This window comes from Alcaligenes nematophilus (genome assembly GCF_026344155.1).
Lineage (GTDB): Bacteria > Pseudomonadota > Gammaproteobacteria > Burkholderiales > Burkholderiaceae_B > Alcaligenes > Alcaligenes phenolicus.
The window spans coordinates 447,935-473,344 of the sequence record NZ_JAPKMZ010000002.1 but is presented as its reverse complement, the minus strand read 5'-3'; the positions used below and the strand labels follow the sequence as shown (position 1 = coordinate 473,344).

The following is a 25,410-nucleotide window of genomic DNA, read 5'->3' as shown; positions in this document are numbered from 1 at the left end:
CTGAGTTGGGGGCAGGGGGAGTCGGGGACTGCCTTTGTATGATCGTTTTTTAAGGAAAAAGTGTGAGTGAATTAAGTCATCACTATATCGAGGTTAATCGCGTTCGCCTGCACTATGTAGAGGCAGGAAGCGGGCCCGCCGTTATTTTTTGTCATGGATTTCCGGAGCTTTGGTATAGCTGGCGTCATCAACTGCCTGCGCTGGCCAAGACGGGTTATCGTGCTATCGCCCTGGATATGCGTGGGCATGGAGAGTCAGAGGCTCCTGCGGAGGTGGGTAGTTATGGTGTTATGCAGACCGTGGGTGATGTCATCGGTTTGATGGATGCGTTGGGGATTGAGAAGGCCGTCATGGTGGGGCACGATGCTGGCACCTCTACGGCTTATCACACGGCCTTGATGCGTCCAGATCGTGTGCGTGGCGTAATGGGGTTGTCTGTCCCTTATATCCCTCGCGGTGATTTGAGCATTTTGGAGGCCTTTGAGGGCGCTGTTCCACCTGGCTTCTATATGCAATATTTTCAGGCCCCAGGCGTAGCGGACCACGACCTGGAGCGGGACGTGAAGCGAAGCTTACGCCGCTTGATTTACGCAAACTCGGGGTTGAACCCTCAAGCGCCTTTTCTGATGCTTGTTCCCGGCGGTGGTACCTTGGTAGATACCTTGCCCGAGCCAGAAGATGCGATGAGCTTTCTGTCAGAAGATGATCTGGATGTTTACGCGGCCGCCTATAAGCGCTCGGGTTTTCGCGGTGGTTTGAACGGGTATCGTGTCTTTCAGCGTAACTGGGAAGATACGGCAGCATGGAATGGCATGGCTTTACCGGTTCCTGCAGCATATGTCGGTGGGAATCTGGACACTGTATTGCAATTCCCCGGGTTTCGTGAAGCTGCGCAAGCAATGGGACAAGCGATATTTTTAGATGGGGCCGGGCATTGGATTCAAACGGAACGCGCGCAAGAGGTGAATACAGCTTTGTTATCGTTCTTGGACTCTCTTGCTAAATAATGGCGGATGAACGGAGCAGACACACGTCATGTTGGCTGCTAAGGGGAGCATGGTGCTCCCCTATTCTCGGGATCGTTTGCTTGTGATGCAAACCCCTCTCATTTCTTTTTACCTCTTTAAGGCTGTGGCTCTTAGGCTAGTTCTGGTCTATCTCCTGGCAGTTGCTGGTTTTCACTCCTCGGATGCCAAGCGCACTGCCTTTACAACACGCTCCGCAAGCTCCTGCTTTTCCAGTTGTGGATAGGCCTGTTTCAACTTCCCGGAAACGTGTCAGCTGTTTCCTATCAGAGAGCGGATGACCCGACTGGTGTCTTGATCAGGTATTTCAAGCACTTTTTTCAGCTTTTCCTGGGCGCGTTGGAAGATAACCAGACTGCGAGCTTCTTCGGCCATTCCACCATGGACGGCATGTGTCACGACTTGCGCCGTGTACAGCACATGCTCCGTCAAATGAGGATAGCGCCAGGCGAACTGTACGTTGGCATAGTCATCAAAAATAAAATTGCGCTGGGTGCCATCTTCGTAGGCCGTCAGCTTGCCAAAGTGAGAAGAGCTTGCGTAACGCCCCATAGACGGGTGTGACAATAGTAATTTCGTTTGTTCTAGAGCTTTAAAAAAAACATGAATATAGTGATAAAGCCAGGATTTCGTCGAAAATAATAAAAATCGAGTTTGCTACAAGATGATTCGGACTCTGTGAATCCTGACAAGCTGGAAGGTTTCTGATGGCGACACGATTTGCCAAGCATTCGGACCTTGAGGGGCACTTGGGCTTCAGTGCGAGCGTTTTTTATGCTCTCTTCTGACCTGCAATTAGCCTCGGGGGGAAATATCCTCAAAATACGTTTTTTCTGGTTTTGGAGGATGCGGCCCCTGGCTCATGGGGGAGCGGGTCATTCGGCGCGCACCACCTTTGCTGGAGTTGGATCGGGTCTTACAGGCTGCGCGTGCCTTGGAGGACGGGACGGAAAGCAAGCAGAGTCTGCAGTGCTTGCTTGGGCAAGGAACATCTTTGGGCGGGGCTCGCCCAAAATCTACTGTTCGTGATACGGATGGCCGCGATGCCATTCATGCTTATACGGATCTGGTGGATTTTGAGCCGGCATTTGCTTAACTTCATTCCCATGGCACTATACCCAGCATGCAAGAAGATCTTTTCGGCGATGCCATTCCCCAGCCACCCGCCTCAAAGCCCGCTGCTCCTTCCCGACGCAAAATCACCAAAGTCAGCCTTGCTGCTTCCGCGCTGGAGCTAAGCGATCTGGCCGCTCAGCTTCCTGAAACCTTGCGTTTCGGTGTCTCCACCTGGTCCTACCCCGGTTGGGAAGGCTTGATCTGGGATGGCGAGTACGAGTCGAGCATCTTGTCCAAACACGGCTTGGAGGCCTATCACCAGCATCCCTTGATGCGCACCGTCTGTGTGGATCGCACCTTCTGGCGTCCTTTGACGGTCACGCAGTATTCCGCCTATGCCGCTCAGGTTGATGAAGATTTCCGCTTCGTTGTGAAATGTCCTTCCATGATTACGGATGCCCAAGTTCGTGATGAGCAGGGCAAGGTACGCAAATCTAATCCGGACTTTCTGGATATTCGTCTGGCTGTAGAGCAGTTCGTGCAGCCTGCAGTCGAGGGCTTGTGTGCCAAGTTGGGCGTCTTGGTCTTCCAGTTAAGCCCTCTGTCCTGGGGCTGGTTGAATCGTCCGGCAGAGTTGTTCGACAAGTTGGGGCAGATGCTGGCAGCGGCGCGTGAGGCTTTGCCGCAAGGCTCACAGGTGGTGCTTGCGGTAGAGGTAAGAGATCCAGAGCTGTTGACTCAACATCTTGTCGATACGCTCAAGGCCAATGGCGCGACATTTTGTCTGGGGCTGCATGGCAAGATGCCGCCGATTGAGGAGCAACTGCCTGTCTTGCGCGCCTTGTGGCCGGGACCCTTGGTGTGTCGCTGGAACTTGAACCGGGAGTTTGGTGCTTATGGCTATGCCGATGCTCAAAAAAAGCATACCCCCTTCGATGCCATTGTCAGCGAGGACGTGCATACCCGCACTGTGCTGGCGCGCACGATTCGCGGGATCACGGGGGCAGGGCAGGCGGCGTACGTGACGATCAGCAATGATGCGGAAGGCTGTGCACCGCTCTCCATCCAGCGATTGGCGCAGCTGATAGCGGCGCAAGATAAGTAAAAATGAGCCTTGTGAACTGAGCTCTAACAATTGGATAGCTCACAAGGCCTGCCTGGGTCCTTCACGTCCTGACGCCTTAAGGTATGCGGGCTCTGACCGTGCTCATACTTCTTGCCTGGTTTTCTGAATCAGCTCTTGCGTCGTCATGACATGCGCGGTGGATACTGCCAGCACCCCCAAGGTGACGCGGTGTACTTCTTCAGCCGGAATCGCCCCAAAGCCCATATCCGGGTAGTTGTAGGTGCCTGTGGCATCAGAGATAAAGGCCACTTTGTAGCCATGGAACATGGCATCGCGAGCCGTAGCGTGGCAGCAGTTTTCAGTGGTCACGCCGGTGATGACAACGGTGTCGATCTTGCGAGTACGCAAGATGATGTCCAGGTCGGTGCCAAAGAACGCGCTGTAACGGTGTTTCTTTATGACGACTTCGTCCCCCTGTGGGGCTACTTCGGGGTAGATATCAACGCCCGCTGTCTCATCTACCAGCCCCACCTGGTTTTGAATCGGAGGGTAAATCTCTCCGAACAGGCCCATATCGCAGCCGTTGCGGCGGTGGGCGTGGGCGGTGAAGATCACTTCCATGCCAGTTTGGCGAGCGTGGCCCAGCAGTTTTTGCAGGCGGGGCATCAACTCCATGCCCATGGGTGTTTCCAGTGGGGCGCCGGGTGCGATGAAGTCGTTCTGCATGTCGATCACAATGACCGCCGTGCTGCTGGGGTTGATTTGATCAATCTGAATAGCCATTTCATTCTCCTTTGGTTTGCTCACGGCCGGGCGACTGTGTATTTGGTATTGCCGCTGCCGGTGTCATAGACGCTTGTAGAGTAGGAGGGTGGTGCAGTTTTGGCTTGGCTGCCACTGCCAGTTTTACGTTTTTTTTGACTGTGCCTGCCATCCTGGACAGTACACGGGCAGGGAGCTGAGGCTTGGTATTTTCAGGGCTTGTCTGTCTTTGGGTAATGGACGTAATCTTGTTGAAAAACGATTAATCCATCGGTGCAGATAGCCCCGATTATGGAGACTGAACCTATGACAGCGATCATAGCGGTCAAGCCCGGAGACAGCTTTGAGCACTGGCACGAGGTCACTTGCAGGCAGTTTTCACAGACCGAGTGCAGCCAGATTGCCCGGCCCCAGTTTCAGGCGCGGGTCACCCTCACTAGTTTTGGTGGTTTGGGCCTGAGCAGCATCTGGTCTGCCACCCCTCAGGGGGAGGCGATACGGGTGAGCAGACGGCAGGCCGATATCCGTAAAGATCAGCGCGACTGTTTCATGCTGTGGCTCATGCTGGATGGTCATATTCAACTGAGCCAGGACGGACGCTACGTCAGCCTGGGAACAGGGGATCTGGTACTTCAGGATCAATCTCGGCCTTTTGATCTGGAGCTGGGCTCTTTGGCTCACGCGGCCATGGTCATGATTCCCCGCCCCTTATTGGCATCGCGCTTGCCCTCGGTGGGCAATCTGGCAGCGCGTCGTATTGCAGCCAACTCGCGTCTGGGGCCGATGGCTGGCGCCTTGGTCAAGCAACTGCTTGGTATGGGGGAGGCAGCAGCGGACGGTATGGATCAGCGTGTGACGGCTTCTGTGCTGGATATCTTCTCCGCGGTATTCGAGTCTGACGCTCCTGCGCTTTCTCGGGGCACTCGTCAGGAGCGGCGGCTGGAGCAGGTTCAGGCTTATATGCGTGCACATTTGCATGAGGATACGCTGGATGTGGACCAGATTGCCCGTGCTTCGTCCATGGCGACTCGCACTCTGTATCGGCTCTTTGCGCTTGAAGCGACCACACCCATGCAATGGCTGTGGGAGCAGCGTTTGATCCAGAGCTACCGTTTGCTGGAGGGCGGGAAACCTAAACGGGTGACCGAAGTGGCCATGGCCTGTGGCTTCAAGGACCTCTCTCATTTCAGCCGTCTATTTCAGGCGCGGTTTGGGCAATCTCCCTCGACGCTAGGCTACACGGGCAGGTCTTGAACTTTGCCTGTTCAAGTGGCTTTATATCCAGGCTGCGTGTTGGGGGGTAGCAACGCGCGCAGGTGCCAGCTGCAAATCTCGTTTTTATGGTCAGAACGTGTAGGCCCAAATAGACCAGCCAGCCAATCGGAATGCTTGCTGGTCGACTGGCTCTATATTCAAAAATGTAAAGTAAACATTACTTATTGACAAGTAGTTTTGACTTCTATAAAGTCAGGTTTACTTTACATTCAGGTGCTTAACCATGCTTGCCAACAGTAATTCCCCCTCTGCGCCGTCACCAGGTCGCAGCTATCTGATTCGCACTTTGCTCTTTATGGGCGTGTATATCCTGGTCAATGCCTTGACCATTCTGGGGCTGTTCGACAGCCTGCTCGGTCGGCCTGTTGGTTGGCTGATTGCCATAGCCGTCGCCTTGCCTGTGGCCGGACAAGTCTGGGCCACCTTGCGCTTGATGGCGAAAAGCGATGAGTTCGTGCGGGTGATCGTGGCCAAGTGTTTTGTGCTGGCCTCAGGCGCAACCTTGACCTTGTGGACCGCCTGGGGCTTTGGGGAAACCTACGCCGCTGCGCCCCATATTCCTGCCTGGCTGATTTACCCCTTCTTTTGGGCGGTGTTCGCTCTAGTTTCACCCTTTGTCCGGACTAGCGATTAAATGAAAAATCGATTGCGTGTATTGCGGGCCGAGGCGAACTGGACGCAGGCAGATTTGGCGGAGCGCTTGGGGGTGTCCCGGCAGGCGGTCAATGCGCTGGAAACGGGCAAACATGCACCGTCCCTGGATTTGGCATTCAAGATTAGTGCCTTGTTCGAGCAGACCGTAGAAGATATTTTCGAGAACCCGTATCAGGAATCTCGGGCTTGAACGCGGTTACGTTCTGGCTGGCATTCCCACTTGTGGATGCCTTTTGGACATCCATGCGCAGGTATTGAGAAAAGCCAGTGCTCAAGCCCGAAGCAGTGATCTTGCAGGCTCAGACACTGGCTTGCCTTCTTACTTGGTGGTGTAACCACCGTTGATCAGAATGGTCTGGCCGGTAATCCACCAGCCGTCACTGACCAGATGACGGATAAAGGGCACGACATCTTCAATGTCCGTCAGCCCGGTCTTGGAGTAGGGGGACAGGGCGGCCGCGGTCCTGTGATAGGCCACGGCATCCTCCCCCTCGGCTGGATAGAAGAAGGGCGTATCCATAGGACCAGGGCCCACCGCCGTGACGGAAATACCGCGTGCGCCATATTCTTTGGCGGCGGCGCGGGTGTAGTGTTCTACCGGTGCTTTGGTGCCGGCATACGCGGCGTAAAAGGGGGTGAAGGCACCCAGCAGGGACGTGACCAGGGTGCAGACTTTACCATTGTCCTGTACGTGTTTGCCGGCTTCTTTCAGGAAGAAAAAAGCAGTTTTGGAGTTGATGTCGCTCATCTCCTCGTACTCGGCTTCACTCACTTCGGTCAGTGGCTTTTTCAGTACTTTGCCCACCGTGTTGATGGCGATATCAGGGCGGCCAATTGCGGCGACGGTATCGCTAAACAGTTTTTCCATGGCACTGGCCGAACGCAAGTCGGCCTGGAAGGCGACGGCTTGTGCACCAGTTGCCTGGATGGCTTTGACGGTGGCTTCGGCATCCGCTTTGGAGCTGTCGCTGTTGTAGTGAATGGCAATGGCGCGCGCTCCTTGCTCTGCCAGGTCGCGGGCGATCAGGCCGCCCAGATTCTTTGCCCCGCCTGCAATCAGAACGGTTTTACCTTTGATGCTGTGCTTTGCCATGATGACTCCTTGCTAGTGTGGGCTGCGGGCTGCAAGCCTTTTCGTTTTTTCATGATATAAGTCGCTGAAATTGTTTAAATCATTTAGTTCTGACATCATTTGTCTGAAAAAACGAACAATACGCACTGCTGCTTGAATCAACCGGCTCTAGCCATTCTGCCCGTGTTTTGCCGCTGCTTATCTGGAGAAAGTTATGGACCGCATTGACCTGTTTCGCATCTTTACGCGGGTCGTGGAGTGTGCCAATTTCACCCGCGCGGCGGATACCTTGGGTATGCCGCGCTCTTCGGTGTCGGCCGCCATTCAGGAGCTGGAAGGTCGAGTGGGCGCTCGCCTGTTGAATCGCACCACGCGCAAAGTCACAGTCACGCAAGATGGTGCGGCGTTTTACGAGCGCTGTCTGCGCGTGATTGCTGATGTGCAGGAAACCGAAAACCTGTTTCGCCAAGCCAGTGTAGGGCCTAGTGGCACGATCAAGGTGGATGTGCCGGGGCGGGTAGGCCGCCTGATTGTGGCACCTGCGCTGCCGGAGTTTCTGGAGCGCTATCCGCATGTCCATGTGCATCTGGGCGTGACGGACCGCGAGGTGAATCTGATCGAGGAGCAGGTGGATTGTGTGCTGCGAGTGGGACCCCTAAGTGATTCGGGCCTGATCGCCAGAAAAATGGGCAGCTTGCCCTTGATCAATGTAGCCAGCCCCGCTTATCTTGCCCGTTATGGCATGCCCCAGACGCCAACGGATCTGGAAAACCATCAAGTGGTGCGTTATGCCTCGCCCACCAGCGAGCGTGTGGCTCCTTGGGAGTGGATGGAGCACGACAAGCGTCAGGTGCTGGATCTGCCAGGTCGTGTGACGGTGAATAATGCCGAGGCCTATATCGCCTGCTGTCTGTCCGGCTTGGGGCTAATTCAGATCCCTGCTTACGATGTGCAGGCGCATTTGCAATCAGGTGAATTGGTGGAGGTACTACCGGATCACCGTGCCGCTCCCATGCCCATGTCCTTGCTGTATTTGCATCGCCAACACTTGTCGCGTCGTTTTCAGGTGTTTGCGGATTGGCTGGAAAATTTGTTGCGTCATTCCGCCCTGGAATGAGGCTGGTCTCGAACGTTTTTGTCTGGGGCTGCTCCAAGCTGCAGCGGACAACTCAAAACGGGGTAGCGATGGAAATCAGAATAATTCGTGCGACGGACTGGGACTGGATACAGCAATGGTTCCAGGACGAGGACTTGAACCGCGAGTTGGGGCCACTGGATCAGGAGTGGCTGGAGCACGTGTTGAACCAAAGCGATGGCGTCCAGCTGGTTGCCGAGCAGAACGGTCAGCCCATTGGTTTGATTGGGTGTGCCTGGGGAGATGGGCGAAATCTGCCACATGCAATTACCGATATTGCCGTTGCGCCGCCATTACGCGGCAATGGTCAGGCCGGAGCCATGCTGGAAGCGGTATTGGCTTGGCCAGGCCATCCCCCATGTCGTAAATGGGTGGCTTTTGTGTTCCCGGAAAACCAGCGTGCCTGCCGCTTTTTTACGCGCTTGGGGTGGGAACACGTGGACTTTGCCGATGGTATGAACGAGTTCGAGTACAAGTGTGTTTGTTCGGAACCGGATCGATCCTGAGCAGCTCGGTTTCTGTCAGTAAATCATAGACCTTGAGTGACAGACGCTTGGGCCACGAAGGCCCGCTATGCTTGTCTGTCCCGTTGGATAGGTGCAAACAAAGCCGGTTTGGCTCTGTTTGCCTTGTTCTTCTCAGGGATAAAACAGCAGCAGCCCGAACACGGCGAAAACCATCAGGTGCATATAGCCTTGAATAGGTGAGGTTCGCTTGCCGCTAAAGCTCAAGATACTGAGCAGCGCCGTGATCAGAAACAACACGATTTCCATATTGCTGATGCCCATAATCACTTGCTTGCCGGTGATCAGACCAATCATCAGCACCACCGGCACAGTCAGCCCCACGGTAGAGACGAAGGCACCCAGACACAGATTGATGGCGCGCTGCATTTCATTATTCATGGCCGCCTTGATCGCAGTGATGGACTCCGGGGTGAATACGATAATTGCGATCAGTACACCGCCGACGGCAACGGGGGCGCCCGAGGCGGCGATACCGTAGTCCGTCACAATGGCCAGATCGTGTGCCAACAGGACGATAGGCAGGATCAGGGCGATCAGCACCAGACTGCGTATCAGCATCGCGCGAGTCGCCTGGGGATCACGCGGTGTGGGTGTCGTATCGTCAGTGCTTTGTATCGCCTGATCAGGCTGCACATAGTCATGGCGGTGACTGCCCATTTGCAGATATAGAAAGATGGCATAGACCAGGCCCGTCAGAACCGAAATGCCAATGGCCTGGGTGGTGCTGAATTCGCCCGCATTGCTGGTGTAGTTGGGCAGAATCAGGCCCACACTGGTCAGCAAGACGATCATGGACAAGTAGGTATTGGTGCCTTGGCGATTGAACTCCTGATCGCCATTGCGCGCTGCGCCGGCAATCAGACACAGGCCGGTGATCAAGTTCAGGATGATCATCATCACGGCGTAGATCGAGTCCCGACCTATGGTGGGAAAGTCGCCCGGCCCCAGCAGTACCGAGGCAATCAGGATAACTTCGATCAGCACAATGGACAGGGTCAGGATCAGAGTGCCGTAGGGCTCGCCCAGTTGGTGGGCCAGGTGGTCGGCTTCACGGACCACACCAAACGAGGCCGCCAGGATGGTCACGAACAGCACCAGAAAGACGATGGCCGCCGTGGTGCCGTTCAGGGAGTCTCCCAGCCATTGCCCGCCGAAAATCATGAACAGGACAACAATGGACCAGGAACCGAGCAGACGCAGCCAGGTGATGGGAGTAATGAGTTGAGTTGAGGGTGATGCAGGGTGGGCCATCGTGGATGCTCCGCCAAAGAGGTAGGGCCGTCCCTGTACTGAAAAGGCAGATCCAGGTCGTCCCGGATCTGTTTTGAATTGAACTATTCAAGTAGCCACGATTTTATCACCTTGCCCCTTGGCGGCAAGTGCGGACCCTCTGAAACCGGATTTGTGTGGCGTGCAGCCATCTTTTTCTGTATCTGGCCAAGGTGGAGGCCTGAAGGGCGGGTTCCTTTATCACCTTCCTGGCATTGTTTCGTTCGGCTGTTTTATTTTTGTGTGAGTCTGGCGCGAGTCTCCTGTGGACCTTGTTCTTTTCCTGTTGCTATTTACGGCGGACACCATCCAGATGAGAAAACAGGTGGGCCCATGGAGCGAATGCATGGTGTGTTTTCTGTATAGGGTTTGTTCTTCTCCATAGCCTGGCGGAATTTTCCGGGAGACACTCCCGCATACGTTTTGAATGCGGTAGAGAAATTGGCCGGGCTGGAAAATCCTAAATCGGTTGCAATCACATCAATTTTCAAGGCCGTAGTCTTCAGCAAATACTCGGCCCGATACATACGCTGCAATCGGATATAACTGCTCACACTTAGGCCAAAATTACGCTGAAATATATTCATGATTTTCCGACGTGAAATCTTGAACATATCGCACAGTTCTTTTTGACTGGGTGGCGCACCCAGATTGGCATCAATGGTTTTCTGAATGGCATGGATCAGCATGCTGGTTTCGGCTGTCGTGCTGGGCCGCTGGCTTGGCATCTTGCCCGGTACAAGTGCAGGCGCCATCTGCTTGGGGCAGCGCAAGGGCACGTTGATACGTTCTTTGACTTCATCGACCGCATACGGATTGCCAATGTAATCAACCGCACCAGCCTTTAGAAAAGTGACGCATTCATCGCTGCTGCCATCCATGCGTGAATCCAGAATGATGATGGGGATTTGAGCCGTGGCTTTTAATCCTTGCAACATATGGGTCAAGGACAAAGCGTCTATCCCCGTCAATTGCTTATCCATCAGGATAAGCTCGGGTAGCGTTAATTGGGCCTTGGTATATCCTTGCACTCCGTCAGCAGCAACAGAAACCCGAAAAGCACCAGCCAGCAGGGCTTGAAGAAGTTGTTCGTGCTGTCGAGTGTTATTGGAGATCAGCAGAATCCTGATTTTTTGATCTGGCTGATACTTTATAGTGGCGTATTTGTTCAATATAAAGCCCCGCGCCCTTCTTCTGACGAAGACGGCTACCTTTACTGGCATTGCTCAAGTAGCCAATTTCCTCAGAATACAGACTCAATGAATAGATAAAATCTATCGATATGATTCGTACGGCAGACATAACATTCTGTATCAATGGAAAAAGTAAATTTTCAAAATTGCTCATTGCATTTCATTTTTGGCAGGCGGCATGCCGAAAGCCCGAAACTCGGGCCTTAAGGCGGACCCAAAAGTCCAATTTCAGGAATGCTACGCTGGCGTATCGGTGAATTTTCCTGGCAGGAAAAGGCGTGATTCTACGGCTTTTACCTCTGAATAAAGGACTATGTCCAGGCAGGCCAGCCGCGGTTTTGCCCGCACTAGTGTGCATCTGGATGAGGCCGTCCGGGGAAGATTGTGAGGCTCTTTGGGTGACGATTTGTTCAAGCAGCAAGCGCAGCCCGTAGCGAGGCGTTTATTTGCCGCTTTTTTGTTGGATTTTGACCAAGCACGGATGCTCGCCTTTGATGACTGTTATGGCTATTAGAGCGATTTCGGGATAGACCGTTTGAATCATTTTGATGGCTTGGGGGCAGGGCTTGAGCCTGCGAACCAAGCTGTAAACAAGTAGAGCGGGGCAAGGTAGATAAACCTTGCCCCGCCCTTGTTTTAAAAACAGTCAGGCTTGGTGTCTGGGTTGTGCTTCAAGCTGGCGCAGGATGCAGGGCGATGGCTTCGTCCAGCATGTCCAGTCTGTCCTGACCCCAGAACAGTTCGCCCTGATACACATAGGAGGGCGAACCGAAGACACCGGCTTTAATGGCCTCTTCGGTGTGGGCTTGATACTGCGCCTGCACCAGCGGTGCCTGTTTCAGCCAGTAGTCTGCATCCAGCTGCTGTGCTTGCAGGATTCGAGCCAGTTGCGTGGGGTCAGCAATGTTCTGCTCCTCGCACCATTGTGCCCGCAAAATGGCTTTGTACAGATCCAGTACCGGCAGACCAGCCTGATTGATAGCAATCACCAGGGTGGAGGCCAGCGTGGCGTCTGGGCACATGAAGCGCGGTGTGGGATTGACATGTATGCCCAATTTGCGACACCAGCGTTTAAGCTCTGCAATGCGATAAGCCTGACGTTCTGGTGAGCGCTGTCCCAGCAGGACACCGCCTGTACGTGCATAGACTTGCGGCAAGTCCACGGGTTTGTAGTGGATAGGGATGCCATGCTTGCGAGCAATCGCTTCCAGTCTGTCGGCTCCCAGGTAGGCCCAGTCCGAATTCATCCAGAAGTAGTAGTGAATACCGGCTGCGTTCATGTGCGTACCTTTCGGCTGGATAGGGCGGGAAGGGAGAAGTGCGTCGGCCCATGCATGAACCAGGTACTGGCAAAAGCAATCAGACCCAGCGCGCTCAGGTACCAGACGATGTAGTCGGGTTGACCGTCGCCATAGGCCAGCAGGGACGTCGCCACCAAGGGAGCCAGACCGCCACCGATGGCACCGGATACCTGCACGGCAATGGAGATGCCGCTGTACCGCACTTCAGGTGGAAATTGCGTGGAAAACAGGCCACCTTGCGGGCCATACAGCGCGGCATACACCAGCCCAATCGCAATCACCAAAGCCAGGGTGATGGTTTTGGAATCCAGGCTGCCCAGCATGGAAAAAAAGGTGGAGGAGAATGCCAGCATGCAGATCGTGCCAGCCATAAAGACCCATTTGAAGCCGATTCGGTCGCCCAATACGCCAAACAGGGGCATGGTGAACAAGGCCGCAAAGGCACCCCAGACGGTGGCATCCAGCATGACGCTGCGCTCTACTCCCAAGGTGGTGGTGGCGTAAGCCAGGGCAAAGGTCACCACGGTGTAGAACCAGGTCACTTCTGCCAGACGGCCTCCCACGACCAGCAGGACTTCGCGTGGGTAATGACGCAGAACTTCCAGAGCAGGAATTGGAACCTGTTTGCCCTTTTTGCTCATTTGCTCGAAGTCGGGGGATTCGGCCACTTTGGCACGTATCCACCAACCCACCAGCAGCAGGGCGACGCTGGCTAGAAAGGGCAGGCGCCAACCCCAGGACAGCATGTCTTCCTCAGGCAAGCTGGCGACGGCTCCCATAGCCAGGGAAGACAGGATCAGGCCGGGGGCTACCCCTGTTTGCGGCAAGCTGCCAAAAAAGCCCTTTTTGCCTTCCGGGGCATGTTCAACCGCCATCAACACGGCTCCGCCCCATTCTCCGCCTACTGCGATACCTTGCAGAAAGCGCATCAGCACCAGCAGCACAGCGGCCCAGTAGCCAATGCTTTCATAAGAGGGAATCAGGCCGATCAGGATGGTGGGGATTCCCATTAGAAAGAGCGTGATCAGTAGCATGGATTTTCGGCCCAGCTTGTCGCCAAAATGGCCGAAAACAAATCCTCCTAAAGGACGGGCGAAAAAGCCCACAGAGTAGGTGGCAAAGGCCGCCAGCGTGCCCGTAATCGGGTCGAAGGCGGGGAAAAAGATCTTGTTGAAAATCAGTGCGGCAGCGGTGCCGTACAGGAAAAAGTCATACCACTCTATGGTGGTTCCCATCATGCTGGCCAAGCCAGCGGTAACGTACTGGCGCGACGAACGCGCCTGTCCATTGTTAGGCATCGTCATGGCGACCTCCTGGTGGAAGCGGGGTATTGGTTGCGGGTGTCAGCGAGTTTTAGTTAAGGGCGCAATGCCTTGGGTCTGACGGGACCAGTAGTCAAAGGTAGCGTTAACAATGGAGGGCTTGAGCAGATAGTCGTGCGCTTCGGCCGCCAAGGTATCGTCCACAGGGGTAAGTGGGCCAAAGGCCGCTTGTGCACGCACTTGCAGACGTGCGGCGCGTTCCAGATACACCGACAGGTAAGTGGCTTCCTGGCAGCTTTTACCTGCGGTCAGATAACCGTGGTGGGCCAGAATAATGGCACGCTTGTCACCCAGGGCTTTGGAGATGATGACGCCTTCCTGATCGGCAATGGGCACGCCAGGCCATTCGCCCAAAAATGCACAGTCATTGTGCAGAGGCGTCATGTCCATTTGCGAAATCACCAAGGGCTGGCGGGCGGTGGCCAATACCGTGGCCCAGGGCGAGTGTGTATGGATGATGGAATTGACGTCGGGGCGAGCTTCGTAGACCCACAGGTGAAAGCGGGTGGCCGGGTTGGCCATGCCTTCGCCGCTAAGGGTATTCAAGTCGCGGTCAACTTCAATGAAGTCTTCGGGGGTGGCTTCGTCAAAACCCAGACCAAAGCGCAAGGTCCAATACGCACCGGGGCGCTCGGAACGGACGCTGATCTGGCCGGCCAAACCAGCTTCCTGCTCGGTCATGGCCAGGATGCGGCAGGCAAATGCCATGGTTTCGCGGGTGTCGCGTTGCACTTGCTGCAGATGAGTGGCCATCTCTTTGGTGGCGCGTTCGTCAAAATAGGATTTGTCTCTGAGTGGGGTATCCATGTGCTTGTCTCCTTTGGTAGGCCTCGTCGATCCTTGTGCCGACGATGGGATTCATTGTCTTGATTTACATCAAGAGGAGCTATGCGCGCTGGCTCATAGCTCCTATTCCATTTGCTTGGGGCCTTATCAAGGGGACGAGCCCGGCAGTGGGGCCGGGCCGGGAGACAAGCGCTAGGGCATTAGCCCTGGCGCCAGCGGGAGCGCTCGCGGCGTCGCGAGCGGGACCAAGGATGCTGCACCTTATGCGGCTGTGGCCGGGGGTCGGGTGGATGTCGCGTGTCATTGCTTTCCACGGGATTGGAGTCCGGTTTAGGCGAGTCCAGAAAGACATTGATGGAACAATCGCAATCGAGGTACATGGACAGTCCTTTGTCAACGTGAAGAAAGGGGAGGCGGTACGCAGGCTCCGTTCCGGACCTGAGTGTCTCCCGAAAAAAACGTGTCGTAGCTGTCTTGCAGGGTATGCAGGATCATTTCGGGGTAATTGTCATGCTCGGTGGGCAGACGCAATTGCAGCTGTGCCAGATGCTCGTTGTCCTGCTGCCCGCCCCACTGCTTGTGATAGTGGCCGTGCTGATAGCCGCGCAGTTGGCGCAAGCGGTTCAGGGCATTCTTGCCCGCGTAGGAGTGGTAGAGCGTGTCCAGTGTCAGACCACAAAGAGCAGCCAGTTGGGCAAAGCCGCTGAAATCGAACTGGCGTGTCTCCAGAACGCGCAAGGTAAAGCGTTCCAGAGCCGTCATGATGGCCGTAGAGTCGCTGGCGGTGGCTGATGCGTGCTGGAGTTGATCTAGTGCGGTGGCGGCTTCTTGCTCGCGCAGCGCATCGTTGGCACGCAGTACATCGCACAGACCAAAATGCAGGATGTCGATCAGCTCCAGTTGGAGTTGCGGCAGATTGCGCTCGCTATGCTGCCACCACTTCCAGTCCAGGTAATCGGCCAGCTCCGCACATTCCACCCAGATCGCCCGGTAGTAGTCCTGCTTGGCCACTCGCCAGTTCGGATCAATCAGCTGATTCAGCTCGGTTTGCAGGGCCAGCATTTGCTTTAAGCGGCGGGCCCCGGGACCGGCTGGAGCGACAGTTATTTGCTGCCCCAAACGATGTTTCTGACGACCTTGATCGTCAAAGTTTTCAGGTGCCAGCCAGGCCTGGAAATTCGCTTTCAGGGCTGGCCAGTCCTGGTCGGTAATGGAGAACCAGGCTGTATCGCGCGAGCGGCCCTTGTACACAATCGCCTGACGGAAGATACCTTCATAACGAAAGCCCAATCGTCGTGCAGCGGCTTGGGAGGGGGCATTGTGTGTGTCGCACTTCCATTCGTAGCGACGGTAGCCCAGTCCATCAATTGCATAAGCCATCAACAGGTAGTGGGCTTCGGTGGCCATACGGGTTTGTTTCAGAGCGGGTGACCAGGCTACAAAGCCCACTTCAATGCAGCCGTTTTGTGGGTCGATCCGCATCAGGGACAAGGTGCCCAATGCGCGACCCGTGGTTTGTTCGACGACGGCGTAATGCACTGCATTGCTGGCCTGGCTGATGGTTTGCAGGTGCTGGTCGAACTGTGCGCGGTTGTTAAAGGGGCCTACAGACAAATAGGTCCAGTCGCGGCCATCGCTGGCGTTGCTGTAGGCCTCGTACAGGCTGTCGCCATGTTGTTCCGGGTTCACGGCTTCCAGACGGCAGTATTTGCCGTGCAGAACGCAGCGTGCTGGCTGCGGGCGGGCCTGCCAATGAGGGAGCGAGGGGCCAATAGGCTGGTGATACGCGTTCAGCTGAACCATGACTTGTCTTCAATGGAAAACGCTCCAGAAATGCCAATCTGTGGCACAGCTGGAGGCGGGAAAGGGAGTGTGGGGCCGGGAGACAAGAGGCGTCTTGCTAGGCCACTAATTGATTCTATTGAGCAAGTGGCCGGTTGCAGCAATCCGCTTTGCTGCTTGTTTCCAGACCGCATTGCTAAAACAGCGTTGAAACGCCCAAGAGCCAGCGATGGCGGGCCTTGGCTTAGAGCTTGAACAGCGGACAAAACTATCCTGCGGCCAAGGCACAGATGAGGGGCAGGCCGCCTGGCAGACCAAAGTGGCAGGTACAAAAAAAGCCGAGCTGCCTTGTGGGCAGTCTCGGCTTGGGACTAGGCTTTAAGCCAGGGGCTTAGAGCTGATTCAGGTTCAGACGCAGAACGCTGTCCTTGGCACCTTTCAGGTAGTGCGGGCTCTTGTCGCCATGAGGGATTTTGATAGTGACAAAAGCGGTCTGGCCGTCAGCGCTCAGCGTGACGCTGTTGGGGTGCACAGGGGCGCTGATACGGTGTTTAACAGCCAAGGTGTTGGCATCCAGAATGGTGACCGAACCTGTACCGGCTGGTGTTTCACGATCCACGCCACGGTTGGTGGCGATCAGCTCTTTGCGAGCGTCGTTGTACACGATATCCAGCAGCCCCAGACCCACTTCAGCCGTGTTTTCCACTTTGCCGGAGCTGGTGTCGAACTGGTAGATCTTGCCGGTATTGGCGTCAGCGCCAAATAGTTTCTTGCCATCCGCGCTCAGGGCGATGTTCACGAAGAAGTGGCGGGAATCTTCACGTTTATCGCTTTTTGCATCGCCAGTGGTGAAGCGCTGTTCGATAGCGCCGGTGGCCGGGTTGATGACGGCAATTTCATCCTTGCCGCCGTGGCCCACGAACAGACGCTTGGTGTTGGCATCGTAGGCAGCGCCAGCAGGCCACAAGCCCACGTTATCGATATTGTGCAGGATACGACCGTCGGCACCATCCACAATCCATACGCGACCACCTTCGGAGGGGTTGGTCACGAAGATGCGGTTGTCTTGCTCGTCAATAACGACTTTACGGGTGTGTTCCCAGCCGCCCTTGTCTTCTTTTTGACCCAGTTGGATCAGTTGCTTGACGGTGCCATTCAGGCTGTTGATTGCCAGCAGCGAGCCGTCCAGGGTGTTGCCCACGTACAGAGTGTGAGTTTTCTGGTTCAGGCCCAGTGCAAAGGCACGGCGCGGCAATTGGATCAGCTGCGATTCACGCAGGGTGTCTTGGTCCAGAACGTGCAGGAAGCCAGCAGCACGGTCTTCAAACAAAGGAGTAGCAGCAACAAACAACTGCTTGCTGTCCTTGGCAGCCAGAATTTCGTAGGCACCATCAATGGTGTCCTGACGGAAAGTGACCTGTGCCTGAGGCGCAGTCGCATTAAAGGACGATGTTTGGCCCGCTTGTTGCGATTGCGGTGCAGTCTGGCATGCACTGAGCAGCAAAGCGCCCATTACGGAGGCAACAATCATTTTTAAAGAGGCTGGGCGGGACGCAATCATGTATTTCCTTTTGGATTCAATAAATGAGAATCGTTACTATAACTGCTCTGTTTTATAAACTTTTCTGACTTGTCTGTCTATGTAAATACGCAAAACCCTGCTTGATGGCAGGGTTTTGAATGGCCTTTGTTTTAGTCCTGCTTGGAGCCGTTTCCAAATCGGGCTTGCCAGGCTTCATACACTTTGCGTTTTTCCGGCAAGGGCAGGTGCTCCATTTTCACGCCCTGTTTGCCAAAGTCCTGCTGCATTTTTTTGTAGAAGGATTCGGTGGACCAGCCAAAGGGTTCGCCTTCCTCATCGTCGGCGCAATACACCACGCGCTCCACGCCCGAGGCGATCATGGCGGCCATGCACATGGGGCAGGGGATGCCGCTGGCATACATGGTGCTGCCTGCATGGCTGCTGCTTTTCACGTTCTGGCTGGCAGTACGCAGCGCCTGGATCTCAGCGTGCGCGGTGGGGTCATGGGCAATGTAGGTCTCATTAACCCCTTCGGCCAGAACTTGACCATCGCGGACCAGCACTGCGCCAAAGGGCTGACCGCCGCGGGCGACATTCTCTTCGGCGATCTGGATGGAGCGCAGCAGATAGTGTTTATCGTTCATGTTTTTCTCCTGTAGAGAAGCAAGGTTGGAATGAGCCTTGGAACCAGAGTCTCTATTTGTGCCGTGTGGGACCCCTGCGGGCACAGGCGGCATCAGGGGGACGCGTTCCGGTTTGGCGTGTTTGTAATGCAAAACAGCCGCTGACGGGCAGCGGCTGTTCTGTTTCAGACCATATTAGCGGGTGCCGCCAAGTGTCAGATTGGCATGACGGTTTACGTCTTTGTACAGCAAGTAGCGGAAACGGCCTGGTCCGCCTGCGTAGCAAGCCTGCGGGCAGAAAGCGCGCAGCCACATGAAGTCACCGGCTTCCACTTCAACCCAGTCCTGGTTCAGACGGTACACCGCCTTACCTTCCAGAACGTACAGACCGTGTTCCATCACGTGCGTTTCAGCGAAGGGGATCACGCCACCGGGTTCAAAGTTCACGATGTTCACGTGCATGTCGTGACGCAGGTCGGACATGTCGGTGAAACGGGTGGTGCTCCAACGGCCTTCGGTGTCAGGCATGACGCCAGGTTTCACGTCTTTTTCGTTGGTCACAAAGGCTTCAGGGGCATCCAGGCCTTCCACACGCTGGTAGCGCTTGCGAATCCAGTGGAAGTTGGCCAGCTCGCCCGTGCGGTTGTGCAAGGTCCAGTTGGTGGAAGGAGGAATAAAGGCATAGCCGCCTTCTTCCATGATGTGCTTGGTGCCTTCCAGAACAAGTTCCAGCTGGCCCTTGACGACAAAAATCACGCCTTCGGCTTCGGGGTCGGACTCAGGATTGTTGCTGCCACCCTGTGGGCCTACTTCCATGATGTATTGGGAGAAGGTCTCGGCAAAGCCGGACAGAGGACGTGCCAATACCCACAGACGGGTATTTTCCCAACCGGGCAGGTAGCTGGTCACGATGTCTTGCAGCACGCCTTTGGGCAGCACGGCATAGGCCTCGGTGAACATGGCGCGGTCCGTCAGCAACTGAGTCTGAGGAGGATGGCCACCTGGAGGGGCGTAGTAATTGACTTTGGACATGTTGATTCCCATTGAAATTCAGTAAGGAAAAATCTGTCGAACGGCACGGCGCAATCCCGGCGGCTGGCAAAAGGCACAGGCGGGATGTCGTTGTAATGCGCGGGACCAATACACCTTAACGACTGCTGGTGATATTTACAAATTAAATGTATAAATCTCTAGTATTTGTTTTTTGAATAAATAGGCGGTGGGGTGGATTGCCCTGGCGGATTTCAGAAAGGGTTTGAACATATGGATCATCAACTATCAAGCAGTCCCAGCCTGAATCGGCCTTTGTACGATCTGGACCTGCTGCTGGCCTTGTTGACGGTAGTCGATTGCGGCAGCTTCACGGCGGCCGCAACGCGTTTGCATTCCACGCAGTCCACGATCAGCCAGAAAGTGCGGCGCCTGGAGGAACTGGCCGGGCTGCGTCTGCTGGACCGGGCTAGCCGGGGCGTCAGCACGACTGAAGCGGGGCAGACCCTGTTGGGTTACGCCCGCCAGATGCTGGCTTTGAATCATCAGCTGTCTGAAGCCCTGTCCGGTTCTCTGGTGACTATTTCCGTGCGTCTTGGCGTGCCTGAGGACTTTACCAATGGACAGACCATGCGGGCCTTGGCGGGCTTCAACCGTCGCTTCCCGCAGGTGCGTCTGGAAGTCAGTAGCGGCCTGAGCAGCGATCTGCTGGCCGCGTACGATCAGGGTGAGCTGGATCTGGTGCTGGTCAAGCAGCGTCACAATGCCCGTGAAGCGGTGGCTTGTCTACCCGAGCAGACAGCCTGGGTGGATAGCGCGACTGATCCGGTCTTTCATCTGGACCCCATTCCCTTGGTGACCTTCCCGCGTCGGGGTGTGTATCGAGAGGAAATCATCAGTGCTGTCGAGTCCTTGGGACGTCGTTGGCGTATCAGCTTTACCAGTTCCAGCTTGAGCGGTATTCAGGGGGCGGTGGCAGACGGGATGGGGATCAGCTTGCTACCGCGGCGTGCGGTGCGCGATGACCATATTGAATTGGGCCAAGCACAAGGTCTGCCCCGTATCGATGCTTTTGAACTGGCGATTTTGCATCGACCCCATGCCAATGAGATGGTGACGGCCTTGTCCCGTGTGCTGGTGGAGATGCTGGCGCCCGAGAGCGCCCGCCGTCCTGGATAGCCTGCTGTTGGGCTGGCGAGGCTCGTAGAGCTTAGACAGGGTTTAGCGCTGGGGTGTGACCGGATCAAAGTGTGTCATGACATCCAGCACGGGCTCTTCGGCCATCACACGGTCCCGTGCGGCCACGGCAATGGCATGACCTTGAGCAATAGTCAGGGTGCTGTCCATTTCCAGATCCACTTCTACCCAGATCATGTCCCCCAGCTTGCGGGTTCGTAGCTGGTGTATGCCTTCCACACCGGGGGTCTCGCGCAAGAGCTTGGCAATGCGCTCTTCCGTTTCCTGATCGACCGCTTTATCGGTCAGGTCGTGAAATGCGCCAATAGAAAACTTCCAGCCCATGCGCAGAATCATCAAACCCACAATACTGGCGGCCAAGGGGTCGCCCAAGGGCAGACCTGCCAGGTTGGCCATCACCCCGACGCTAACGACCAGCGAGGAGGCTGCGTCGGAGCGCGCGTGCCAGGCATTGGCAACCAGCATGGTCGAGCGCAAGCGCTTCGCGACACGCAACATGTAGCGAAACAGGAGTTCTTTACTACAGAGCGCGATGAAGGCAATGGCCAGGGCAATCGGGTGTACTGCTTCGATGCTGCTGGGGTCGCGCAAGGAAGACACAGCATTCCATAACATGCCCAGTCCTACGGCCAGCAAGAGGCCGCCAATGGCCAGGGTGGCCGCCGTTTCGTACCGCAAATGTCCGTAAGGGTGATCTGCGTCCGGACCTCGACGGCTATGGCGGTTGGCGATCAGCACTACAAAGTCTGACAGCAGGTCGGACAGGGAGTGGATGGCGTCAGCAATCAGGGCCTGCGAATGAGCAAACAGACCCACCACAATTTGCAGCACGCTCAAACTGATATTGACGATGACACTGACCCAGGTGGAGCGCTGTGCACCAAGGTGCCGATCCAGTTCAGAAGGGGGGATGTTTTCCATGCCAAGAGGTCCTTGCATTCAAAGCAGCAGACTGTGCATCAATACAGCAGTCTCAAGATAAAGAGTGTATCGGCTTTCCTGGGTTACGGGTCGCTGAAAGGGGCTTGGCAGGCTGTTTTGAGCCTGTTCTTTGGTATATGTAGACAAAAAAGCCTCGCTTTTTCGGCGAGGCTCTTTTGCGTATCAGGAATGCGTCTTAATTGATGCGCATACCGGGCTGGGCACCGGGGAATGGTTCCAGAATATAGATGCCTTGATCCACGGCATCATCCGCATGGCTGGCCGCCAGAACCATGCCCTCGGATACGCCGAAACGCATCTTGCGAGGAGCCAGGTTAGCGACCAGTACCGTCAGCTTGCCGATCAGATCTTCGGGCTGGTAAGCCGACTTGATGCCGGAGAACACTTGGCGCAAGCGGCCTTCGCCAGCGTCCAGGCTCAGACGCAGCAGCTTGTCCGAGCCTTCCACGGCTTCGCAACTGACGATTTTGGCAATGCGCAGGTCCACCTTGATGAAGTCCTTGATGTCGATGGTTTCGGCAATGGCTTCGCCACCGGGCAACACGACGGGAGCGGGTGGCGGAGCCAGCAGCTCGTCCACCATGGCGCTGTCTACACGCTGCATCAGATGCTTGAAGGGAGCGATGTGATCAGGCAAGGCAGCCACGTCGTCCCAGACAAAGTCGCGGTCCAGACCAAACAGTTCGTGGGCCACGCGATGGGTCAGGGTGGGCAAGATGGCGGTCAGCATGACGGACAAGTCCTTGAAGCCGGCCAGGGTGCGCGAGCAAATATCTTGCAGCGCATCTTTCTGAGCTGGCTCGGCCGTCGCAATGCCTTTGGCCATGACCCAGGGCTGGGCCGTATCGAACGCCTGGTTGATGATGTCGGCCTGAGCCATGATCTGGCGCACGGCACGACCATACTCGCGGCTTTCCAAGTCGGCGCGGACTTTCTCGGCGACTTCCTTGAGCTGGTTTTGCAGTTCGGAAGTGTCGCCCTGGTATGCCAGCTTGCCATCAAAATGCTTGCTGATGAAGTTGGCGGCACGGCTGGCGATGTTGACGTACTTGCCAATCAGGTCGCTGTTGACGCGGGCAATGAAGTCGTCAGGATTGAAATCCATGTCTTCGACGTGCGAGTTCAGCTTGGCGGCCATGTAATAGCGCATCCACTCTGCATCCATGCCCAGCTCCAGGTAGCGCAGAGGCGAAATGCCGGTGCCACGGCTCTTGGACATTTTCTCGCCGCTAACCGTGATGAAACCGTGCACGTTCAAGGCATCAGGCACTTTACGGCCGGAGAACTTCAGCATGGCAGGCCAGAACAGGGCGTGGAAGTACACGATGTCCTTGCCGATGAAGTGGACCTGCTCGGTGCTGCCTTCCGGATCCAGCAAGGCATCAAAGTCCAGACCGGCCTTGGCGCAGTAGGCTTTCAAGGAGGCCAGATAGCCAACAGGCGCATCCAGCCAGACGTAGAAATATTTGCCGGGAGCGTCCGGAATCGGGATGCCGTAGTAGGGCTCGTCGCGGGAAATGTCCCAGTCGTTCAGAGAGGCCTCTGCGCCTTCGCCTGTACCCAGCCATTCGCGGGTCTTGCCCAGCACTTCCGATTGCAGACGCGGCTTGCCCTGGGCGTTCTTGCCCGTGGTCCACTCTTGCAGGAAGGCTACGCAGCGCGGGTCGGACAGACGGAAGAAAAAGTGCTCCGAGGTCTTTAACACCGGACGCGCATTGGTCAGGGTGGAGTAGGGCTCGATCAGTTCGGTAGGAGCGTAAACCGCGCTACAGACTTCGCAGCTGTCGCCGTACTGGTCCTTGGCGTGACACTTGGGGCACTCGCCCTTGATGTAACGATCGGGCAGGAACATGCCTTTGACCGGATCGTAGAACTGTTCGATGGTGCGGGTGTCAATAAAGCCGGCGCTTTTCAGCGTGCGGTAGATATCCTGGGCCAGTTCGACGTTGTCTGGCGAGTCCGTACGGTGCCAGTGGTCGAATTTGACGTTAAAGCCGTTCAGGTAGGTGGGGCGCTCGGCCGCGATCTTGTCTACCAACTGAGCGGGGGTAATGCCAGCGCTTTCTGCCTTGAGCATGATGGGCGCGCCATGGGCGTCGTCCGCACACACAAAATGCACAGTATGTCCCGACATTCGCATGGACCGAACCCAGATGTCGGCCTGGATATATTCCATGATGTGGCCGATGTGAAACGAGCCGTTGGCATACGGCAGGGCGGTCGTAACAAATATCGTTCGTGACATGACTTAACAAAATAAAAGAGAAAGGGAACAAGGATTCTACGGTCTATTGCACACTTGTGCTGCGCCAGACCGAGGAATGTCCACGGGCAAAGTGCTGATCGGCAATTGCGAATGATACAAATGCACACACCCTGAGCCTTTGACGACTCAGGGTGTTCGGGGGCAGTGCCTAATCAGCGTTGCTGCTCGCCAAAGGCTTGGCGAACAGTCAAGAACTGTTAAGGAATCTCGCGCATCTCGATGTCGGTGACATCACGCGAACGTGGTGTGGTCGACTGTTTGCTGGCAGCGGCAGGGCGGCGGCGCTGGTCCCAGTAGGCTTTAACGCCGAAAGGACGGCCACTAATACGCGCCACAATGTATAAAATGCCGATCGCAATAGCGGTAGAAACCATGAAGATAAACGCCATGATTGCACCGAAAATTGTCAGCAAGACAAAGAGGGCTGTGCGGATAATCTGGTTAAATGTGTTCATAGGGTTAGTATGACATCATAAGTGTAAAAAAATTCCTCTTGAACCGCTAATTTTCTGGTTTAAAGGTATGGTGATGTTTCTTTATATCAAGGTTTTGGATAAATGACAGTGAGTTCCGAGCGCGTGTTGCAAGCCCTGGCGAGTGTGACCGATCCCAACACGTTAAAGAAGTTATCGGTCGATGCGGGTCGATGCGAACTGAGCATTGACCAGAACCAGGTTGAGCTGACTTTGCATCTGCCCTATACGGCTTATGACATTCAGGGACAGCTGCGCGAACGTATCGAGCAAGCCTTGGCAGGCGTGGGTGCTACCCTGTCCAAGCTGCATTTGAATCCCCGCATTGGCGTGCATGCTGTGCAGGAAGGGTTGCGACCCATGCCCAATATCCGCAACATTATTGCGGTGTCCTCGGGCAAAGGCGGTGTGGGTAAAAGTACAACGTCGGTGAACCTGGCTTTGGCCTTGCATATGCAAGGTGCGCGTGTTGGTTTGCTGGATGCGGATATTTATGGCCCTAGCGTGCCCACCATGCTGGGCCTGCACGAGCGCCCGCGCAGTGCAGACGGCAAGATGATGGAGCCGCTGATCGGTCACGGTCTGCAAGCCAACTCGATTGGTTTCCTGCTGGACGAAGACGCTCCCGCAATCTGGCGCGGCCCGATGGCAACCCAGGCGCTGACACAGCTGCTTACACAAACGCGTTGGGATGATCTGGACTACCTGATTATCGATATGCCTCCCGGCACTGGCGATATCGCCTTGACCTTGTCGCAAAAAGTGCCTTTGACGGGTGCAGTGATTGTGACCACTCCTCAGGATCTGGCGCTGATCGACGCCAAGCGTGGCTTGAACATGTTCCAGAAGGTGAATGTGCCTGTTCTGGGTATTGTGGAAAACATGTCGGTCCATATCTGCTCGAACTGTGGTCATGCTGACCCGGTCTTCGGTCAGCATGGTGGTCGCGATATGGCCAGCCAGTTCAACGTGCCTTGGCTGGGTGCCTTGCCGTTGGCAATGAGCATTCGGGCTCAGACCGACTCCGGTACCCCGACGGTGATTGCCAGCGCAGACAGTCCCGAGGCCCGCCTGTATCACGAGATTGCCAATCGCGTTTCGGCTAACTTGTCGCAACTTCCTCCAGACACGTCGGGGCAGCGCCCCAAGGTTGTTCCTCGTCCTCTTTGAGT

The 25,410-nt window shown here is 55.7% G+C and carries 25 protein-coding genes; 9 read left to right on the top strand and 16 right to left on the bottom strand.

Annotation, left to right across the window (positions count from 1 at the left end):
- Window positions 1-62 precede the first annotated feature (62 nt).
- Window positions 63-1,007, top strand: a complete 945-nt coding sequence (locus OSH04_RS07295) for an alpha/beta fold hydrolase (RefSeq protein WP_254002663.1) — start codon at window positions 63-65, stop codon at window positions 1,005-1,007.
- 270 nt (window positions 1,008-1,277) lie between these two features.
- On the opposite strand, the gene OSH04_RS07290 is transcribed toward OSH04_RS07295, so the two are convergent.
- Window positions 1,278-1,592 (bottom strand): hypothetical protein, encoded by a 315-nt coding sequence (locus OSH04_RS07290; RefSeq protein WP_152602605.1) that lies wholly within the window; start codon window positions 1,590-1,592, stop codon window positions 1,278-1,280.
- A 556-nt stretch (window positions 1,593-2,148) separates the two neighbouring features.
- Here OSH04_RS07290 and OSH04_RS07285 point away from each other — a divergent pair.
- Window positions 2,149-3,186, top strand: coding sequence for a DUF72 domain-containing protein (locus OSH04_RS07285; protein ID WP_254002664.1), 1,038 nt, complete (start codon window positions 2,149-2,151; stop codon window positions 3,184-3,186).
- A gap of 102 nt (window positions 3,187-3,288) precedes the next feature.
- On the opposite strand, the gene OSH04_RS07280 is transcribed toward OSH04_RS07285, so the two are convergent.
- Complete coding sequence (locus OSH04_RS07280; protein ID WP_254002665.1) at window positions 3,289-3,930, bottom strand: cysteine hydrolase family protein; 642 nt, start codon at window positions 3,928-3,930, stop codon at window positions 3,289-3,291.
- A gap of 285 nt (window positions 3,931-4,215) precedes the next feature.
- On the opposite strand from OSH04_RS07280, the gene OSH04_RS07275 reads away from it, so the two are divergent.
- The 3 genes from OSH04_RS07275 to OSH04_RS07265 all read left to right on the top strand — a co-directional run bounded on the left by OSH04_RS07275 (window position 4,216) and on the right by OSH04_RS07265 (window position 6,028).
- A complete protein-coding gene (locus OSH04_RS07275; protein ID WP_254002666.1) occupies window positions 4,216-5,163 on the top strand; it encodes a helix-turn-helix domain-containing protein in 948 nt (315 codons plus the stop codon).
- 244 nt (window positions 5,164-5,407) lie between these two features.
- Window positions 5,408-5,818 carry a hypothetical protein gene (locus tag OSH04_RS07270; RefSeq protein WP_251196521.1) on the top strand — a complete coding sequence of 137 codons (411 nt, stop codon included), beginning with the start codon at window positions 5,408-5,410 and terminating at the stop codon, window positions 5,816-5,818.
- Complete coding sequence (locus OSH04_RS07265) at window positions 5,819-6,028, top strand: helix-turn-helix transcriptional regulator (protein ID WP_060186256.1); 210 nt, start codon at window positions 5,819-5,821, stop codon at window positions 6,026-6,028. It abuts the gene before it with no gap.
- Between the two features lie 129 nt (window positions 6,029-6,157).
- On the opposite strand, the gene OSH04_RS07260 is transcribed toward OSH04_RS07265, so the two are convergent.
- Window positions 6,158-6,931, bottom strand: a complete 774-nt coding sequence (locus OSH04_RS07260) for an SDR family oxidoreductase (protein WP_088451184.1) — start codon at window positions 6,929-6,931, stop codon at window positions 6,158-6,160.
- Window positions 6,932-7,124: 193 nt separating this feature from the next.
- On the opposite strand from OSH04_RS07260, the gene OSH04_RS07255 reads away from it, so the two are divergent.
- Together OSH04_RS07255 and OSH04_RS07250 are read left to right on the top strand one after the other, a co-directional pair.
- The gene (locus tag OSH04_RS07255; protein ID WP_009461145.1) at window positions 7,125-8,027 is read left to right on the top strand and encodes a LysR family transcriptional regulator; all 903 of its coding nucleotides are present in this window, start codon (window positions 7,125-7,127) and stop codon (window positions 8,025-8,027) included.
- 68 nt (window positions 8,028-8,095) lie between these two features.
- Entirely contained in the window at window positions 8,096-8,551 is a 456-nt protein-coding gene (locus OSH04_RS07250; RefSeq protein WP_266108180.1) for a GNAT family N-acetyltransferase, read from the top strand.
- A 132-nt stretch (window positions 8,552-8,683) separates the two neighbouring features.
- Here the strand turns inward: OSH04_RS07250 and OSH04_RS07245 are convergent, their stop codons facing one another.
- The 10 genes from OSH04_RS07245 to OSH04_RS07200 all read right to left on the bottom strand — a co-directional run bounded on the left by OSH04_RS07245 (window position 8,684) and on the right by OSH04_RS07200 (window position 19,402).
- Window positions 8,684-9,823: a calcium:proton antiporter gene (locus tag OSH04_RS07245; protein WP_266108179.1), complete on the bottom strand. Its 1,140-nt coding sequence runs from the start codon at window positions 9,821-9,823 to the stop codon at window positions 8,684-8,686.
- 311 nt (window positions 9,824-10,134) lie between these two features.
- Complete coding sequence (locus OSH04_RS07240) at window positions 10,135-11,013, bottom strand: response regulator transcription factor (protein ID WP_035271274.1); 879 nt, start codon at window positions 11,011-11,013, stop codon at window positions 10,135-10,137.
- A gap of 692 nt (window positions 11,014-11,705) precedes the next feature.
- Complete coding sequence (locus OSH04_RS07235; RefSeq protein WP_266108178.1) at window positions 11,706-12,314, bottom strand: 2-hydroxychromene-2-carboxylate isomerase; 609 nt, start codon at window positions 12,312-12,314, stop codon at window positions 11,706-11,708.
- Complete coding sequence (locus tag OSH04_RS07230; protein ID WP_266108177.1) at window positions 12,311-13,639, bottom strand: MFS transporter; 1,329 nt, start codon at window positions 13,637-13,639, stop codon at window positions 12,311-12,313. Before OSH04_RS07230 ends, OSH04_RS07235 begins: the two co-directional genes overlap by 4 nt.
- A gap of 39 nt (window positions 13,640-13,678) precedes the next feature.
- Complete coding sequence (locus OSH04_RS07225) at window positions 13,679-14,464, bottom strand: aldolase (RefSeq protein WP_026485007.1); 786 nt, start codon at window positions 14,462-14,464, stop codon at window positions 13,679-13,681.
- Window positions 14,465-14,643: 179 nt separating this feature from the next.
- Window positions 14,644-14,823, bottom strand: coding sequence for a hypothetical protein (locus tag OSH04_RS07220; protein ID WP_137430725.1), 180 nt, complete (start codon window positions 14,821-14,823; stop codon window positions 14,644-14,646).
- Between the two features lie 13 nt (window positions 14,824-14,836).
- Window positions 14,837-16,246: a GNAT family N-acetyltransferase gene (locus OSH04_RS07215; protein ID WP_266108176.1), complete on the bottom strand. Its 1,410-nt coding sequence runs from the start codon at window positions 16,244-16,246 to the stop codon at window positions 14,837-14,839.
- Window positions 16,247-16,616: 370 nt separating this feature from the next.
- On the bottom strand, window positions 16,617-17,786 hold the full coding sequence (locus tag OSH04_RS07210) for a YncE family protein (RefSeq protein WP_009461136.1): 1,170 nt from the start codon (window positions 17,784-17,786) through the stop codon (window positions 16,617-16,619).
- Window positions 17,787-17,917: 131 nt separating this feature from the next.
- Complete coding sequence (locus tag OSH04_RS07205) at window positions 17,918-18,391, bottom strand: nucleoside deaminase (RefSeq protein WP_042482892.1); 474 nt, start codon at window positions 18,389-18,391, stop codon at window positions 17,918-17,920.
- Window positions 18,392-18,565: 174 nt separating this feature from the next.
- Window positions 18,566-19,402: a bifunctional allantoicase/(S)-ureidoglycine aminohydrolase gene (locus OSH04_RS07200; protein ID WP_026485011.1), complete on the bottom strand. Its 837-nt coding sequence runs from the start codon at window positions 19,400-19,402 to the stop codon at window positions 18,566-18,568.
- 261 nt (window positions 19,403-19,663) lie between these two features.
- Between OSH04_RS07200 and OSH04_RS07195 the strand changes: the two genes are divergently transcribed.
- Window positions 19,664-20,539, top strand: a complete 876-nt coding sequence (locus OSH04_RS07195; RefSeq protein ID WP_196784069.1) for a LysR family transcriptional regulator — start codon at window positions 19,664-19,666, stop codon at window positions 20,537-20,539.
- A gap of 42 nt (window positions 20,540-20,581) precedes the next feature.
- On the opposite strand, the gene OSH04_RS07190 is transcribed toward OSH04_RS07195, so the two are convergent.
- The 3 genes from OSH04_RS07190 to OSH04_RS07180 form a co-directional block, all read right to left on the bottom strand.
- Complete coding sequence (locus tag OSH04_RS07190; RefSeq protein ID WP_060186263.1) at window positions 20,582-21,478, bottom strand: cation diffusion facilitator family transporter; 897 nt, start codon at window positions 21,476-21,478, stop codon at window positions 20,582-20,584.
- Window positions 21,479-21,674: 196 nt separating this feature from the next.
- On the bottom strand, window positions 21,675-23,744 hold the full coding sequence (gene metG / locus OSH04_RS07185) for a methionine--tRNA ligase (RefSeq protein WP_266108175.1): 2,070 nt from the start codon (window positions 23,742-23,744) through the stop codon (window positions 21,675-21,677).
- A 218-nt stretch (window positions 23,745-23,962) separates the two neighbouring features.
- Window positions 23,963-24,220 (bottom strand): hypothetical protein, encoded by a 258-nt coding sequence (locus tag OSH04_RS07180; RefSeq protein ID WP_009461132.1) that lies wholly within the window; start codon window positions 24,218-24,220, stop codon window positions 23,963-23,965.
- A gap of 102 nt (window positions 24,221-24,322) precedes the next feature.
- On the opposite strand from OSH04_RS07180, the gene apbC reads away from it, so the two are divergent.
- Window positions 24,323-25,408 carry an iron-sulfur cluster carrier protein ApbC gene (apbC, locus tag OSH04_RS07175; RefSeq protein WP_060186266.1) on the top strand — a complete coding sequence of 362 codons (1,086 nt, stop codon included), beginning with the start codon at window positions 24,323-24,325 and terminating at the stop codon, window positions 25,406-25,408.
- The last annotated feature ends 2 nt before the right edge of the window (window positions 25,409-25,410 follow it).